This window comes from Ancylobacter sp. 3268, from assembly GCF_031456575.1.
In the GTDB taxonomy this organism is placed as follows: domain Bacteria; phylum Pseudomonadota; class Alphaproteobacteria; order Rhizobiales; family Xanthobacteraceae; genus Ancylobacter.
Genome location: NZ_JAVDUX010000008.1, coordinates 157,678 through 173,816, shown reverse-complemented (window position 1 = coordinate 173,816; position 16,139 = coordinate 157,678). Strand labels below are relative to the sequence as shown.

Here is a 16,139-nt window from a genome sequence, read left to right as displayed (position 1 = left end):
ACTCGAGGGACGCGCCATGGGCAATTTCGGGCAATTGATGGACGGCTTCGCCGTCGCGCTCACCGCCCATCACCTGATGATCATGGTGGTGGGCGTGCTTCTCGGCCTCGTGGTCGGCGTGCTGCCGGGGCTCGGCGCGCCGAACGGCGTGTCGCTGCTGCTGCCGCTCACCTTCACCATGGACCCGATCTCGGCCATCATCCTGCTTACCTCCATGTATTGGGGGGCGCTGTTCGGCGGATCGACCACCTCCATCCTGTTCAACATTCCCGGCGAACCGTCCTCCGTCGCCACCACCTTCGATGGCTATCCGCTGGCGAAGCAGGGGCAGGCGGCGCGGGCGCTCACCCTGGCCTTCACCTCGGCCGGCATCGGTGCGCTCACCGGCGTGCTGGTGATCACCCTGTTGTCGGGCTGGGTGGCGAATTTCGCGCTCCGCTTCGGCGCGGCGGAATATTTCGCCGTGTACTTCATGGCCTTTGCCAGCTTCATCGGCATGTCCGGCGGCTCGCCGTTCAAGACGCTGGTATCGATGATGCTCGGCTTCGCCGCCGCCACGGTCGGCATCGACACCATCTCCGGCGAAGCGCGCCTCACCTTCGAGTTCGACGAACTGATCGGCGGCATCTCCTTCCTCATCGCCGTCATCGGCCTGTTCGGCCTCGGCGAACTGCTGCTCACCATGGAAGAGGGACTGAAGTTCGAGGGCGTGAAGGCCAGGCTCGATCTCCGCGTCATCGCGCGCACCGTCGCGGAAGTGCCGCGCTACTGGGCGACGCTGGTCCGCAGCGCCCTCATCGGCTGCTGGATGGGCATCACCCCCGGCGGCCCCACTGCCGCGTCCTTCATGAGCTATGCGCTGGGGCGCCGCTTCTCCCGCCGCGGCCGCTTCTTCGGCAAGGGCGAGCCGGAAGGCATCGTCGCCCCCGAGACCGCCGATCATTCCGCCGGTTCCTGCGCGCTGCTGCCGATGCTGGCGCTCGGCATTCCCGGCTCCGCCACCGCGGCGGTGATGATGGGCGGGCTGATGATCTGGGGCCTGTCGCCCGGCCCGATGCTGTTCACCTCGCAGCCGGACTTCGTCTGGGGCCTGATCGCCTCCATGTATATGGGCAACATCATCGCCGTGGTGCTGGTGCTCGCCACCGTGCCGCTGTTCGCCTTCATCCTGCGCGCCCCCTTCACCGTCGTCGGGCCGCTGATCACCGTCGTCTGCGTCATCGGCGCCTATACCGTGGCCAACCACATGTTCGACGTCTGGCTGGCACTCGGATTCGGCCTCGTCGGCTACGTGTTCAAGAAGCTCGATTACCCGCTGGCGCCCTTCGTGCTCGCCATGGTGCTGGGCGACAAGGCGGAAGACGCCTTCCGCCAGGCCATGCTGACCTCGGACGGCTCGCCGGCGATCTTCTTCTCCAACGGCCTCGTCGCCACCATGATGGGCCTGGGCCTGCTGCTGCTGTGCCTGCCGGTGATCGGGCTGCTGCTCAAGGGCCGCAGCGCGACCACGCCCAAGGACGGCGCCGCCCCGGCGCCGGAAGGGAGGTCGGCGTGATCGACTTCCCGACACAGGCGGTTCCCGCCTATCCTGCCGCCGGGAAACGCACAGGCCCGCAGAAGCCGCCAGGAACAGACCGCATGTCCTCGCCCATCGTCCGTCATTCTCTCCACGAATCCCTCGTCGCGCCGTTGCGCGAGATGATCCTGCAAGGCGAACTGCGGCCGGGCGAGAAGGTGCCGGAAGAGCAGCTGTGCGAGCGCTTCGGCGTGTCGCGCACGCCGATTCGCGAGGCGCTGAAGGTGCTGGCGGCGGAAGGGGTGCTGCAGATCCTGCCGCATCGCGGCGCCATCGTCGCCCGCATCACCGAGGAGCAGATCGAGGAACTGTTCCCGATCATGGCGTCGCTGGAGCGTCTTGCCGGGCTGCTCGCCTGCCAGAATGCCACCGATGCCGATGTGGCGCGGATGCGCGCGCTGCACGAGCGGATGATCGCCTGCTACGAGGCCGACGACGAAGTGGAGTATCTGCGCCATAACCGGCTGATCCACGAGGGCTTCTTCACCATCGCCGGCAACGCTACCCTCTCCGCCTTCTATCAGCAGATCCTCACCCGCATCCACGCCTGCCGCTTCGTGGTGCGCAAGAGCCGCGAGCACTGGCAGGCGGCGGTGGCCGAGCACGCGCAGATGATCGAGGCACTGGAGGCGCGCGATGCCCCGCGCCTCGCCACCATCCTCGAAACCCATGTCACCGGCACCACGGTGGGCATCGCCCGCGCCTTCGTCGGCCGCCTCAAAGCCGGCGGCGAGGCGCAAGCCGAACCGGCCAGGCCGAAGCCGCGCGGGCGCAAGCCGACGGCCGCGCTCACCGGTTGAGCGCGCAGCCAGCCTTCCGGGGCCTGCGCTCGGCGCCATCTGTAATTATTGATTTGTTATGCGGGCTTCTCCCGCGGAAAGGCTCGAAACGATGACCGATGTTCTGGACCATTCGCGGGAAAAGCCGGCCACCCAGCGCCAGGACGACACCGCCGCGCAGCCGCGCCCGCTCCCCCTCGCCGGCGTGCGGGTACTGGATGTCAGCCAGGTGATGGCCGGCCCCTATAGCTGCATGCTGCTGGGCGATCTCGGCGCCGACGTCATCAAGATCGAACCGCCCGGCACCGGCGACCAGACGCGCGGCGCCATGGGGTTCAAGATGAAGGGGCCCGACAGCATGGGCTTCCTCAACATGAACCGCAACAAGCGCTCGGTGGCGCTGAACCTCAAGAGCGAGGCCGGCCGCGAGCTGTTCTACGAACTGGTCAAGAGCGCCGACATCCTGGTCGAGAACTATCGGCCGGGGGTGATGAAGAAGCTGAAATGCGACTACGAGACCGTGCGCCAGCGTAATCCGCGGCTGGTCTACGCCTCCATCTCCGGCTTCGGCCAGTCCGGCCCCTGGGCGGGACGGCCCGGCTTCGATCTGATGGCGCAGGCCATGTCCGGCGTGATGAGCGTCACCGGCCATCCCGGCGGGCCGCCGGTGAAGGCCGGCGTGCCGGTCGCCGATATCGGCTGCGGCCTGTTCGCCACCTATGCGGTACTCGCCGCCTATATCGGCGCCAAGGCCACCGGCGAGGGCCAGTATATCGACGCCTCGCTGTTCGAGGCGGCGCTCGCCTTCTCAGTGTGGGACATCTCGGAATATTGGGGCCGCGGCACCCAGCCGATCCCGCTCGGCACCGCCAACCGCATGAGCGCGCCCTATCAGGCGGTGAAGTCCAAGGACGGCTATTTCGTCATGGGCGCCACCAACCAGAAGCTCTGGCTGCTGCTGTGCGAGACGCTGCAGCGCCCGGATCTGGTCGAGGATCCGCGCTTCAAGACCAATCCCGATCGTCTCGCCCATCGCGAGGTGCTGATCGAGGAGTTGGAGAAGACCTTCGTCACCCGTACCTCGGATGAGTGGGTGGAGGCGTTGCTCGCCGTCGGCATTCCGGCCGGCACGATGTACACTTATCCCGAGGCGTTCGAGAGCGAGCACGGCCGCCATCGGCAGATGCGCATCGAGATCGATCATCCGAACGAGGGCAAGGTGTCGAATATCGGCTTTGCGGTGAAGCTCACCGGCACGCCGCAGCAGGTGCGCCGCCACCCGCCGCTGCTCGGCCAGCACACCGACGAGGTGTTGAAGGAGATCGGCCTCGACAGCGCCGCCATCGAAAACCTCACCGCTCGCGGAGCCTTCGCGTCATGAACGTCGTCGCCAAGCCCGAGGTTGCCAAGCCCGAGGCCGCCAAGCCCGAGGCCGCCAAGCCCGAGGCTGCCAAGCCCGAGGCCGCCAAGCCCGAGGCCGCCAAATCCGGTTCGGCCCGATCCGGGGCCGCCAAGCCCGAGGCCGCCCGGGCGGAGAGCGGCGAAGGCACCGTGCGCCTGTCCATCGAGGGGCCGGTCGCCCGTCTCACCTTCGATCGTCCCTCCGCCCGCAACGCCATGACCTGGCGCATGTATGAGGAACTCGCCGAGGCCTGCCGCGTCATCTCGGCCACCCGGCAGGTACGGGTCGCGGTGCTGCGCGGCGCCGGCGGCAAGGCCTTCATCGCCGGCACCGATATCGAGCAGTTCCGCGCCTTCTCCTCCGGCGGCGACGGCATCGCCTATGAGGAGAAGGTCGAGCACTATGTCGGCACGCTGGAAGCGCTCGCCGTACCCACCGTCGCGGTGGTGGAAGGCTGGGCGGTCGGCGGCGGCATGGCGCTGGCCAATGCCTGCGATTTCCGGCTGGCGACACCGGGCTCCCGCTTCGGGGTGCCGATCGCCCGCACGCTGGGCAACTGCCTGTCGGCCTCCAATGTGCAGCGGCTGGCGGCGACGCTGGGCGTGAGCATGGTCAAGCGCATGCTGCTGCTTGCCGAGACGCCGAAGGCCGAGGAATTGCCGCCGGACTATGTGACGGTGGTGCCGCCGGATGAGCTCGACGCCCGCGTCGAGGAACTGTGCGCCCGCCTGGTCTCGCACGCGCCGATCACGCTGCGCGTCACCAAGGAGATGTTGCGCCGCCTCGCCCACGATCCCGATGCCGCCGATGCCGATCTGGTGCGCGAGACCTATGGCTCGGCGGATTTCCGCGAGGGTGTCGAGGCGTTTCTCGGCAAGCGCCCGCCGGCTTGGCGCGGCGAGTAGCCGGCGCACCATACCGCGCGGCTGAACGCCCCCGCGGCGATTCGGCTCCCGTCAGACCAGCGATATGTCCGCGGCCCCGTCCGCGGGCTTTGTTTTTGCGGCTCCATCCGTCTTCGGGGAGGCCGGCAGCGCGGCGCCGCCACCCCGGTGCACCCCACAGGGCACGCGCCATGCAGTTTTCCTAAAGGAACATATTGTTCGCTTCCGGCGACGATGCTTTGATGGCGTCACATTGGGTCGGATCGCTGTCGGAGGCGCCGTGATGGACATGAAGACCGGCGAGGGCGACGGCGTCGATCTGGGCGGCCGGGTCAAGGGGCTGCGCAGCCGTGCCGGCCTCACCATCAAGGAGGTGGCGGCACGCTCCGGCATCTCGCCCTCCGCCATCTCGAAGATCGAGAACAACCTGCTCTCGCCGACATATGACAACATCATCCGCCTCGCCCAGGGGCTGGGGATAGACATCTCCGAACTGTTCTCCGCCGCCCGCAAGCAGGCGCCGCACGGCCGGCGTTCGCTGACCCGCGTCGGCCAGGGCGACTACATCCGCACCCGTGCCTATACGCTGGAAATCCTGTGCTCGGACCTCACCGCCAAGCGCATGCAGCCGATGAAGGCGCGGCTGCGCGCGCATGAGACGCGCGAATTCGGCGCGCTCGTCGCCCATGCCGGCGAGGAGGTGGTGCTGGTCTTGAAGGGACGGGTAACGCTGCTCACCGAATTCTACGCCCCCGTCACCCTCGACGAGGGCGACAGCGTCTATTTCGACAGCACTATGGGACATGCGCTGCTCAGTGCCGGTGCCGATGATGCGGAGATCTTCTGGGTCTGCGCCGCCGATCAGAATCTCGATTTCGCCGAAACTCCCCCCGAGCCCACTTGACAGTTTCGTATTAGGAATAAAAAATTCTTATAAGAAACGTCTCGTCAATTATCTACCAAACAAATATAGTTTTACCATCCAATTCCAGAGGATGTTCACATGACCGAACAGGTCGGCAGCCGCCGCGCCTTTCTAACCGCCGGCTCGCTCGCAGGAGCGACCGCGGCCCTCGCCGCCAGTTCCGTAGTCGCCACGCCGGGTTCGGCGCTGGCGCAGGAAGCCGGCGGATCGCTGAAGGCCATTCGCGACCGCGGCGAGCTGCGCATCGGCGTCGCCCCCGGTGAACCGTGGTTCTACAAGGACCAGCGCAGCGGCGAATGGTACGGCCTCGGCTGGGGCCTCGGCGTCGCGGTGGCCAAGGAGCTCGGCGTGAAGCCGGTGCCGGTCGAGACCACCTGGGGCAATGCGGTCGCCGCGCTTCAGGCCGGCCAGTTCGATGTCATGTTCACCATGGACGCCACGCCGCAGCGGGCGCTGGCGGTGGATTTCCCGGTGCAGCCGATGTTCTGGTACGCCCAGGGCGTGCTGCTCGCCGATGGAGTCAGCGTCACCTCGTGGGAGGAGATGAACAAGCCGGAATTCCGCATCGGCGTCGTGCTCGGCACCTCGCCCGACCGCGACATCACCGTGCGCCTGCCCAAGGCCACCATCGAGCGCTTCCCCAGCGCCGACGAGACCGGCGCCGCCTTCATCGCCGGCCGCATGGACGGCGTCTCGCTGTTCCACCCGGCGCTGGTGATGCTGCAGTCGCGCCTCAAGCGCGGCAAGGTCATCCTGCCGCAGCCGCTGCGCGAATCGCCCTCCTCCGCCGCGGTGCCGAACGTCGCCGACAAGAGCTGGCGCGATTGGCTCGGCGTCTGCCTCGGCTATTTCTACGCCACTGGCCAGACCCAGAAGATCTTCGAGGACTACCTCGCCTTCCGCGGCATCGACCCGGCCGCGACGCCGGCGATCATGCGCGAGCGCTGGAAGTCCTGATCATCCGCCTGCCCCGGTCGGCGCGCCGCGAGACATCGGCGCGCCGATCTGCTTTTGCGCTTCCCCGATCCCGGCAAGGCGGATCCGAATGCAATATGTATGGGACTTCCGACCGGTCTGGCTCAATTTCGGCGTGCTGCTGGAAGGCCTGGTCAACACGCTGAAGCTCTCCGGCTTCTCGATCGGCCTCGGCCTCGTCATCGGGCTGGTTCTGGCGCTGGGACGGCTGGCGCCGACGCGCTTCCTCTCGCTGCCGGCGACCGTGATCATCGAGTTCTACCGCAACACCCCGCCGCTGGTGCATTTCTTCTGGTATTTCTACGGCCTGCCGATCCTCACCGGTATCAGCCTCTCGCCCTTCGCGGCGGCGGCGGCGGCGCTGTCGGTGCAGTCCGGCGCCTTCTTCGCCGAAGTGTTCCGCGGCGGCATCATCTCGGTGGAGCGCGGCCAGTGGGAGGCCGGACGTGCCATCGGCATGGGCCATGCGCAGCTGATGCGCCGGGTCATCCTGCCGCAGGCCTTCCGCCGCATGATCCCGCCGCTGATGGAGCGCTCCTTCGAGCTGGTGAAGACCACGTCGCTCGCCGCCACCCTCACCTATGGCGAGCTGGTCTACAAGGCGATGGTGCTGGCGACCCAGACCTACCGGCCGATGGAGATCTACTCGACCGTCGCGGTGATGTTCTTCACCGTCCTGTTCCTCGCCAGTCTCGGCATGCGGGCGGTGGAGCATCGCCTCGCCCGCCGAACGGCACGGTGAGCGCCATGAATTATTCCTTCCAGTTCGGCGAGATCCTGGCGAACGGCGATCTGCTGCTGCGTGGGCTAAAGCTCACCGTCCTGCTGTTCGTGCTCGCCTTCTCCGGCGCGCTGATGTGCAGCCTGTTCATCGGCCTCGCGCGCGGCTCCTCCCGCCGCCTGCCGAACCTGATCGCCACCGCCTATATCGAACTGTTCCGCAACACCCCGGTGTTGGTGCAGCTGATCTGGTTCTACTACGCCCTCCCCGCCTTGTCGGGCTGGCAGCCCACCGCCTTCACCGCCGCCGCGCTCGGGCTGTTCCTCAACACCTCCGCCTATTGCGCCGAGATCTGGCGCGCCGGGCTGCAATCGCTGCCGGCCGGTCAGTGGGAGGCCGGGCGCGCCATCGGCATGAGCGAGTGGCAGCTGCTGCGCCGCGTGGTGGTGCCGCAGGCGCTGGCGCGCATGGTGCCGGCCTTCACCAATCGCGGCGTCGAGCTCGCAAAAATGACGTCGATCGCCTCCACCATCACCGTGCAGGAGCTGATGTACGAGGCGAAGATGCTGAGCACGCAGACCTTCCTGCCGCTCGAGACCTTCACCGTCGTCGCGGTGATCTATTTCGTCCTGATCTATCCCGGAACGCTGGCCGCCTATGCGCTTGAGCGTCGCCTCAACTCGAAGGGAGCCTGAGCGCCATGGCAAACGTCCCACCGGCAAACGTCCCACCGGCAAACCTCCTACCGGCTGACGCCGCACCCGTCCTCGCCGTCGGAGGGCTGCGCAAGAGCTTTGGTACCAATGAGGTGCTGAAGGGCATCGACCTGAAGGTCGGCGCCGGCGAGCGCATCGCCATCCTAGGCTCCTCCGGCTCCGGCAAGAGCACCTTCCTGCGCTGCATCAACTTCATGGAGACCCCGAGCGCCGGCCGCATCGCCCTCGACGGCACGCCGATCGGCACCGCGGGCCGCGACGGCACCCTCACCGCCAGATCGGGCGAGCTGCGCCGGCTGCGCACCCGCGTCGGCATGATCTTCCAGCAGTTCAACCTGTTCCCGCATATGACGGTTCTGGAGAACGTCATGGAAGGCCCGGTGACGGTGAAGGGCCTTCCCAAGGCCGAGGCCCGCGCCAAGGCACAGGACTATCTCAAGCGCGTCGGCCTTGCCGACAAGGCGGACCAGTACCCGCAGCGCCTCTCCGGCGGCCAGCAGCAGCGCGTCGCCATCGCCCGCGCGCTGGCCATGGAGCCGGAGATCCTGCTGTTCGACGAGCCGACCTCCTCGCTCGATCCGGAGCTGGTCGGCGAGGTGCTCGACGTCATCCTCGGCCTCTCCAAAGAGGGCCGCACCATGCTGCTGGTCACCCACGAGCTCGGCTTCGCCTATCACTTCGCCACCCGCGTGCTGTTCCTGCATGAGGGGCGCATCCATGAGCAGGGCACGCCGGACGAGGTGCTGAAAAACCCGCGCGAGGAGCGCACGCAGGCCTTCCTGCACCGCTTCTCCGCCTTCCATTTCTGAGTGAGAGCGACAATGGCCGAGGAAAAGGGCGCGCAGACCCCCGTCGAGGACCCGCGCAACCATGATCTGTGGATCTGGCTCAATGGTCGGCTGGTCAAGCGTGCCGAGGCGCTGGTGTCGATCTTCGATGCCGGCTTCGGCCTCGGCGACGGCGTGTGGGAAGGCATCCGCATGGCCAAAGGCCGGCTGGTGCTGGTCGACGACCATCTCGACCGTCTCTATGAGGGCGCCAACACCATCGCCCTCGACATCGGCCTGACCAGGCCGCAGATGAAGGCGGCGCTGGAAGAACTCTGCGCCGCCAACGCCATCACCGATGGCGGGCATATCCGCCTGATGGTGACGCGCGGCGAGAAGCACACTGTGCATCAGGACCCGCGCAACGCGCTCGGCCGGCCGACCATCGCCATCACCGCCGAGTTCAAGCTGCCGGACCCGGAGATCAAGAAGGCCGGCATCAAGCTGTTCACCTCCAGCTTCCGCACCTCGGGACCGGACAGCTTCGACCTGCACCTCAATTCGCACAGCCGTCTGAATTTCATCCGCCCGCTGCTACAGGCGATCGCCGCCGGCGCGCATGAGGCGCTGATGCTGGATCCCGCCGGCTTCGTGGCCAGCTGCAACTCGACCAACTTCTTCCTCGTGAAGCGCGGCGAGGTGCTCACCTCCACCGGCCGCACCTGCTTCAAGGGCATCACCCGCCGCAAGGTGATCGAGCTCTGCGGCAAGGAGGGCATCGCCTGCCGCGAGACCGACTTCACCCTCGCCGAGGCCTACAATGCCGACGGCGCCTTCGTCACCGGCACCTTCGGCGGCATCACCCCGGTGCGCAGCCTCGACGGCCGCGCCATCGGCGCCGCCCTTCCCTGCCCGTTGACCGCCCGCCTGTCGGACCTTTATGACCGCACCTTCCTCGGCTGAGACGATGGCGGACACCGGGCCCACCGCCGCCGTCTGCCGCTTCGCCGCCGGTTTCGACGGCGCGGCGATCCCGCCGGCGATGCGGGCCAAGGCACGGCTGCACATCCTCGACGCCATCGGCTGCGGCCTCGCCGGCGCGCCGACCGGCATGCAGCAGGCCATCCTCGCCGCGACGCGGAGCGAGGCACGTCCCGGCCCGTGCCGGGTATTGGGCGAGCGCGAGAGCTTCGGCCCTGTCGCCAGCGCCTTCGTCAATGCCGCGGCGATGAACGCGCTCGATTTCGACGACGGGCTGGAGGACGAGCACGGCCGCGGCATGGGCCATCCCGGCGCGAGCCTGGTCGCCGCCGCGCTCAGCGCCGCCTTCGAGCGGCCGGTGTCCGGCGCCGCCTTCGTCACCGCCGTGGCGCTGGCCTATGAGGTGAACAACCGGCTGATCCGCGCCATGCAGCCGAGCCTCGAGCGCTTCCGCCTCGTCTATGGCGTGTGCCAGCACCAGGCCATCGGCGCCGCCATCGCCTATGGCCGGCTGATGGGCCTCGACGCCGAGGCCATGGAGAACGCGCTCGGCTTCGCCGGCAGCTTCGCCAATGTGCCGAGCCTCAGGAAATACAACTGGGAGCACCGGCCGCTCATCACCTTCAAGGATTTTCTCGCCCCGGCGGCGGAGGCCGGCGTGCGCGGCGTCGCCCTGCACCGCGCCGGCCTCGTCGGTGCCAAGGCGGTGCTCGACGGTCCCTGCGGCCTGTGGCGGATGCTCGGCTCGGACCAGTTCGAGCCGGAGCGACTTGCCGACGGCCTCGGCGAGAGCTGGACGCTCGGCTTCAACACCATCAAGCCCTATCCCGCCTGCCGCTGGATGCACGCCACGCTCAGCGCCTATGAGACGCTGCTGACCGACCACGCGATTCCCCCAGAGGCGATCGAAGCCGTCACCGTGCACACCGACGCGGCGCTGCTGCGCGATTTCATGGACGCCGCTCCGCTCAGCATCAACGACGCGCAGTTCTCCTTCCCCTACACCATGGCCGCGCTCGCCTTGCGGCTCGAGCGCCCGCACTGGTACGACGCCGCCAACAGGGCCTCGCCGGAGCTCAGGGCTCTTGCCGCCCGCGTCACCGGCGCCGTCGATGCGGAGGCGAGCGCGCTGATGAGCGGCCAGCGCCGCCCTGCCGGCCGCGTCGACATCCAGTTGAAGGACGGCACCCGGCATCGCTCGCCGCTGGCGGTCGATGCGCCGGGCGGGGTGCGCCTGCCGCTGCCGGACGCGGCGGTGAGGGACAAGTTCCGCGCCAACGCCGCCGTCACCCTCGGTGCCGAGGGAGCGGACGATCTGCTCGAACTGATCGACCTCATCGAGACGGTGCCGGATTTCGGCGCCGCCCTCGCCGCCCGGCTCTAGATCGCTGGACTGCCCGTTCCACCGCGGCTTCCGGATGAAAATCGGCACGGCATCGACGAATTCTGTCGCCTGATCGGCATGGAACGCGGTATCGCGGCCCGGCCGCAAGGGCGAGGGTCGGGGCGGCGCGCGACGAGGTGGATTTCCAACGATCCCACCGGCAAACCGGGCCGGCGGGACGGCCAGCAGGGATGTTGCCGCCATGACGGAGAAGACCAGGATCGGCATTCTGAAGCCGGGCCGCGCGCCCGAGCAGCTGCTCGCGGCGCAGGGGGATTACGACGCCTGCTTCCGCCGGCTCCTGGCCGACGAGGCCTTCGTCTTCTCCACCTACGATATCGAGAACGGTGCGTTCCCCGATGGGCCCACCGCCGCCGACGCCTGGATCATCACCGGCTCGCGCCATGGCGTCTATGAGGATCATGCGTGGATCGCGCCGCTGGAACAGTTGATCCGCGATATCCGCGCCGCCGGCCGGCCGCTGGTCGGCATCTGCTTCGGCCACCAGATCGTCGCCCAGGCCCTGGGGGGTCGGGTGGAGCGGGCCGCTGGCTGGATCGCCGGGCCGCAGCTCTATCGCGATGTCGACGGAAACACGTTTTCGATCAACGCCTGGCATCGCGACCAGGTGGTGGAGCCGCCGCCGGAGGCGGAACTGTTCGCCACCGGCGAGGGCTGCGCCTTCGCCGGCCTGCGCTATCCCGGCCCGATCCTCACCTTGCAGCCGCACCCCGAGTTCGGCAGCGACTATGTGCTCGGCCTGCTGGCCGAACGCGGCTCGACGCTGCCGGAGCCGTTGCAGGCGCATGTCGGGACCGCGAACCGCCGGCCGCCCGATCTCGGCTATCTGGTGCCGCTGCTGAAGGACGCGCTGAGGGCGGACACCGCCCGCAACCACGCCGCCGCTTGAGAGGCGCGACGTCTCCGCCGCCAGCGGGGTGACAGCGGATCGTCATCGCCCCGACATCGTTCCGCCGTATCGGAGCCTGTCGTCCGCCGATGCGGGAGCCCGCTTTGCCGCAACTCACCGCCCGCCACCTCACCAAGGCGTTCGATGGCGTCCGCGCCGTCGATGCCGTGAGTTTTTCGATCCCCGACGGTGCCTTCCTGGCGCTGCTCGGCCCTTCCGGCTGTGGCAAGACCACGCTGCTGCGGATGATTGCCGGCCTGGAAACGCCCGATGGCGGCGAACTCCTTTTCGACGACGTCGCCATCGCCGGTCCGCGCGGCATGCTGCCGCCGGAGGCGCGCCGGCTCGGCATGGTGTTCCAGTCCTATGCGCTGTGGCCGAACATGACGGTACGCGGCAATATCGAGTTCGGCCTCAAGGTGCAGAAGCTCACGCCGGACGAGCGCCGGCGGCGGATCGAGGAGGTGATGGAGGTGGTCGGGCTCGCCGGCTATGCCGCCCGCCGCCCGCACGAGCTGTCGGGCGGCCAGCGCCAGCGTGTGGCCCTCGCCCGCTCGCTCGCCCTGCGGCCCGGCCTGATCCTGCTCGACGAGCCCTTGGCCAATCTCGATGCGCATCTGCGCGAGGCGATGCTGGCCGAGTTTCGCCGCCTGCACTCGGTCTCGGGCGCCACCTTCATCTTCGTCACCCACGACCAGGAGGAGGCGATGGCGGTGGCCACCCATGTGGCGGTGATGCATCGCGGTCGGCTGGAACAGGTCGGCACGCCGGAGGATCTGTACCGGCGGCCGCAGACCGACGTCGTCGCCCGCTTCATCGGCCGCGGCCGCACCTTGCCGGTGGAGGTGCTGGCATCGGCGGACGGGCTCTGCACGCTCGATCTTGCCGGCACGGTGCTGAAGGTCGCCGGCCATGCCCCACCCGGCCCGGGCTGGCTGTGCTTCCATGCCTCCGATCTCGCGCGCGCGCCGCAGCGCGGCCAGCTCGCCGGGCAGCTCGCCGGGGAGGTGGTGAACCAGATCTTCCAGAACGGCGTCTATGCCAGCGAACTGGCACCGCTCGGCATCGATGTCGAGACCCTCAGCCTCGCCTTGCCCGAACGCCTCGCGCCGGGCACGCGGGTCGAGGTCCGGCTGTCCGGCGGCTGGGTGATCCCGCGCCGGCCCTCCGCCGCCCCGGCCCTCGCCGGCGGCCCCCCGGCGACGGCGCGCAGCCCGACCTGAGCGGCTTTGGCACCGGCGTCATCGAACCGCAACAGAACCGCAGTCGATCCGTCGTACGGCGCCGATATCAAGCCGGTTTCCGCGAAACGATGCAGAGTGATCGAGATGTCCCTTCGCGCCCTCCTCGCCGCCGCGCTCCTCGCCGGCACCGCGTTCGCCGCTCCTCTCGCCGCGCGAGCCGAGACGATCACCGTCTACACCTCGCAGCCGCAGGACCAGATGGCGGCGGTGATCAAGGCGTTCAACGCCGAATATCCCGACATCAAGGTCGAGCTGTTCCGCTCCGGCACCACCGAGGTGATGGCGAAGCTCCAGGCCGAGCAGGCCGCCGGCAGGAGCCCGGCCGACGTGGTGCTGATCGCCGATACCGTCGCCATGACGCAGCTGAAGAATGACGGCCGGCTCTACGCCTTCACCGACGCGCCGGTCGAAGGCATCAATCCCGAGGTGATCGACAAGGACCGCACCTATTTCGGCACCAAGCTGATCACCACCGGCATCGTCTACAACACCGATCTGGTGAAGACGCCGCCGCAATCGTGGAAGGATCTCGAAGCTCCCGAGGCCGCACGGGCGACGATCATGCCGAGCCCGCTCTATTCCGGCGCGGCGGTGATCCATCTCGGCACCATGCTGCAGCAGCCGGCCTTCGGCTGGGATTATTACAAGACCCTCGCCGACGAGGGCGCGGTGGCCGGCCAGGGCAACGGCACCGTCATCGAGGCGGTGGCACGCGGCGAGAAGGCCTATGGCGTCATCATCGAGTACATGGCGCTGAACGCCAGGGCGAAGGGCTCGCCGGTGGGCTTCGTGTTCCCGCAAGAGGGGGTCAGCGTCATCACCCAGCCGGTCGCGATCCTGAAGGACAGCGACTCCATCGAGGCGGCCAAGACCTTCGTGAAATGGCAGCTGTCGAAGCCGGCGCAGGAGCAGGCGGCGGCGCAGGGCTATTTCCCGGTGCGGGAAGGCGTCGCCCCGCCCAAAGGCTATCCCGACCCCAAAACGCTGAAGGTACTGCCGGCCGATGCCGCCCTGATGCTGAAGGACGACAGGAAGAACAAGGAAAGCTTCGCCGATCTCTATGGCGGCTGAGACGGCAATCCCCCGCATCCGCCGGGGACCGGGCACGGCGCCGGGGCCGATCGGCGGCGAGCGCCTGCTGCTCGGCCTCGTCCTCGCCTATGTGCTGTTCACCACCTTCTGGCCGCTGGCGGAGCTGTTCGCAGCGGCGCTGCAGCCTGGCGAGGACGGCCGTGCCCTCGGCCTGATGGCCGAGGTGCTGGCGAGCCGCGCCACCGCGCGGGCCCTGTGGGGCTCGCTGGTCACCTCCGGCCTCGCAATGGTGCTGTCGACCGCGCTCGGCGTCGCCCTCGCCTTCGCGGTCGGGCTGATCCGGCTGCGCAGCGCGTCGGCGCTGGTCTTCCTCATCCTGACGCCGCTGCTCGTCCCCTCCCAGACCATGGCGCTCGCCTGGATCGAGCTCGCCGGCGCCGGCTCGCCGATCCTCGGCGCGCTCGGGCTGGCGCCAGCGCCGGGAACCGCCAATCCGCTCTATTCCACCGGTGGCATCGCGCTGGTGATGGGCATCGAGCACATGCCGCTGGTGTTCATCGCCACCCGCGCCGCGCTGCGCACCGTGCCGGCCGATCTCATCGAGGCGGCGCGGGTGATCGGCGTGCCCCGCCACCGCATCGCCGCCGGCGTGGTGCTGCCGCTGGTCGCCCCCTCCATCCTCGCCGGCGCCCTGCTCGCCTTCACCGCCGCCATCGGCAATTTCGGCGTGCCGGCACTGCTCGGCATTCCCGGCCGGGTCTCGGTACTGACCACGCTGATCTATCAGCGGCTCAACGGCTTCGGCCCGTCCGCCGCCGGACAGGTGGCGGTGCTGGCCCTGATCATGACCGTGCTCGCCGCCACCGCGCTCGCCCTGCGCAGCCTCGCCATGCGCCGGCTCGCGGTGCCGCTGCCGGCGGGCCGGCCGTTCGAGCCGTCCCGTGCCTCGGCTGTCGGCGAGATCCTCCTCTGGCTGGTGGTGCTGGTGATCGCGGTGGTGCCGCTCGCCGCCCTGATGATGACGGCGCTGCTGCCGGCGGTCGGCGTGCGCTTCGGCCTCGATACCGCCAGCCTGGCGCAGTTCGCCGCCGTGCTCGCCAATGCCGCGGTACGTCGCGCCTTCGCCAATTCGCTGCTGCTCTCGCTCGCTTGCGCGCTGGTCGCGGTGGTCGTCGCGGTGCCGTTCGCCTATCTCGCCGTCCGCCGGCCGGGCGGGCTGGTCCGCGCGCTGGATGTGGGGGTGGAGGCGCCTTGGGTCGTGCCGGGCACCGTGGTGGCGCTCGGCATGATCCTCGCCTTCCTGCCGCCGCTGCCGCTCGTCGGCGTGTCGCTCTACGGCACGCTGGCGATCCTGCTCATCGCCTATCTCGCCCGCTTCCTGCCGCTGGTGCTGCGGCCGGTGGCGGCGGCGGCGCAGACGGCGGATCCGGCGCTGGACGAGGCCGCGCGCATCGTCGGAGCCGGGCTGGCGCGGCGGCTCGCCTGCATCTTCCTGCCCGGCGTGCTGCCGGCCGCCGTCGCCGGCGCCGTGCTGGTGGTGATGACGGCGCTGAACGAGCTCACTTTGTCGGCGCTGCTCTGGTCCTCGGGGCACGAGACCATCGGCGTCATGGTGTTCGCGCTGCAATATGAGGGCAATTCCACCGACGCCGCCGCTTTGGCGGTGCTGTCCACCGGCCTGGTGTTCGCGCTGTGCGCGGCGGCGAATGCCGGCGCCCGCTGGATGCCGGAGCGGATATTGCCCTGGCGGCAATAGGCACGCGGCGGCGCATTTCCGCCACCCGCTTCGCCGGCCGGCCATTTTTGAGGGAACCCCCGCCGCACTTCCCGCTTGTTCCAGGGA

Annotated in this window: 15 protein-coding genes; all 15 read left to right on the top strand. The window is 68.8% G+C overall.

The window, feature by feature from the left end; genetic code table 11:
- The first annotated feature begins 16 nt into the window (after window positions 1-16).
- The 15 genes from J2X65_RS13465 to J2X65_RS13395 all read left to right on the top strand — a co-directional run bounded on the left by J2X65_RS13465 (window position 17) and on the right by J2X65_RS13395 (window position 16,052).
- The gene (locus tag J2X65_RS13465) at window positions 17-1,555 is read left to right on the top strand and encodes a tripartite tricarboxylate transporter permease (protein WP_310201779.1); all 1,539 of its coding nucleotides are present in this window, start codon (window positions 17-19) and stop codon (window positions 1,553-1,555) included.
- An 83-nt stretch (window positions 1,556-1,638) separates the two neighbouring features.
- Window positions 1,639-2,376: a GntR family transcriptional regulator gene (locus J2X65_RS13460; protein ID WP_310201777.1), complete on the top strand. Its 738-nt coding sequence runs from the start codon at window positions 1,639-1,641 to the stop codon at window positions 2,374-2,376.
- 91 nt (window positions 2,377-2,467) lie between these two features.
- On the top strand, window positions 2,468-3,736 hold the full coding sequence (locus J2X65_RS13455; protein WP_310201775.1) for a CoA transferase: 1,269 nt from the start codon (window positions 2,468-2,470) through the stop codon (window positions 3,734-3,736).
- Entirely contained in the window at window positions 3,733-4,662 is a 930-nt protein-coding gene (locus tag J2X65_RS13450; protein ID WP_310201773.1) for an enoyl-CoA hydratase, read from the top strand. Before J2X65_RS13455 ends, J2X65_RS13450 begins: the two co-directional genes overlap by 4 nt.
- A gap of 262 nt (window positions 4,663-4,924) precedes the next feature.
- Window positions 4,925-5,545 (top strand): XRE family transcriptional regulator, encoded by a 621-nt coding sequence (locus J2X65_RS13445; protein ID WP_310201771.1) that lies wholly within the window; start codon window positions 4,925-4,927, stop codon window positions 5,543-5,545.
- 99 nt (window positions 5,546-5,644) lie between these two features.
- Window positions 5,645-6,523: a transporter substrate-binding domain-containing protein gene (locus J2X65_RS13440; protein ID WP_310201769.1), complete on the top strand. Its 879-nt coding sequence runs from the start codon at window positions 5,645-5,647 to the stop codon at window positions 6,521-6,523.
- An 88-nt stretch (window positions 6,524-6,611) separates the two neighbouring features.
- Window positions 6,612-7,283: an amino acid ABC transporter permease gene (locus J2X65_RS13435; protein WP_310201767.1), complete on the top strand. Its 672-nt coding sequence runs from the start codon at window positions 6,612-6,614 to the stop codon at window positions 7,281-7,283.
- A gap of 5 nt (window positions 7,284-7,288) precedes the next feature.
- Window positions 7,289-7,957: an amino acid ABC transporter permease gene (locus J2X65_RS13430; RefSeq protein ID WP_310201765.1), complete on the top strand. Its 669-nt coding sequence runs from the start codon at window positions 7,289-7,291 to the stop codon at window positions 7,955-7,957.
- 5 nt (window positions 7,958-7,962) lie between these two features.
- Window positions 7,963-8,787, top strand: coding sequence for an amino acid ABC transporter ATP-binding protein (locus tag J2X65_RS13425; protein WP_310201763.1), 825 nt, complete (start codon window positions 7,963-7,965; stop codon window positions 8,785-8,787).
- Window positions 8,788-8,799: 12 nt separating this feature from the next.
- Window positions 8,800-9,708, top strand: a complete 909-nt coding sequence (locus tag J2X65_RS13420; protein WP_310201761.1) for an aminotransferase class IV — start codon at window positions 8,800-8,802, stop codon at window positions 9,706-9,708.
- A gap of 4 nt (window positions 9,709-9,712) precedes the next feature.
- On the top strand, window positions 9,713-11,110 hold the full coding sequence (locus tag J2X65_RS13415; protein WP_310201759.1) for an MmgE/PrpD family protein: 1,398 nt from the start codon (window positions 9,713-9,715) through the stop codon (window positions 11,108-11,110).
- 202 nt (window positions 11,111-11,312) lie between these two features.
- The gene (locus J2X65_RS13410; RefSeq protein WP_310201757.1) at window positions 11,313-12,020 is read left to right on the top strand and encodes a type 1 glutamine amidotransferase; all 708 of its coding nucleotides are present in this window, start codon (window positions 11,313-11,315) and stop codon (window positions 12,018-12,020) included.
- A 104-nt stretch (window positions 12,021-12,124) separates the two neighbouring features.
- Window positions 12,125-13,243, top strand: a complete 1,119-nt coding sequence (locus J2X65_RS13405) for an ABC transporter ATP-binding protein (RefSeq protein ID WP_310201755.1) — start codon at window positions 12,125-12,127, stop codon at window positions 13,241-13,243.
- A gap of 105 nt (window positions 13,244-13,348) precedes the next feature.
- Window positions 13,349-14,335, top strand: coding sequence for an ABC transporter substrate-binding protein (locus tag J2X65_RS13400; protein ID WP_310201753.1), 987 nt, complete (start codon window positions 13,349-13,351; stop codon window positions 14,333-14,335).
- Complete coding sequence (locus tag J2X65_RS13395) at window positions 14,325-16,052, top strand: iron ABC transporter permease (protein WP_310201751.1); 1,728 nt, start codon at window positions 14,325-14,327, stop codon at window positions 16,050-16,052. The genes J2X65_RS13400 and J2X65_RS13395 overlap by 11 nt, the downstream gene beginning before the upstream one ends.
- The last annotated feature ends 87 nt before the right edge of the window (window positions 16,053-16,139 follow it).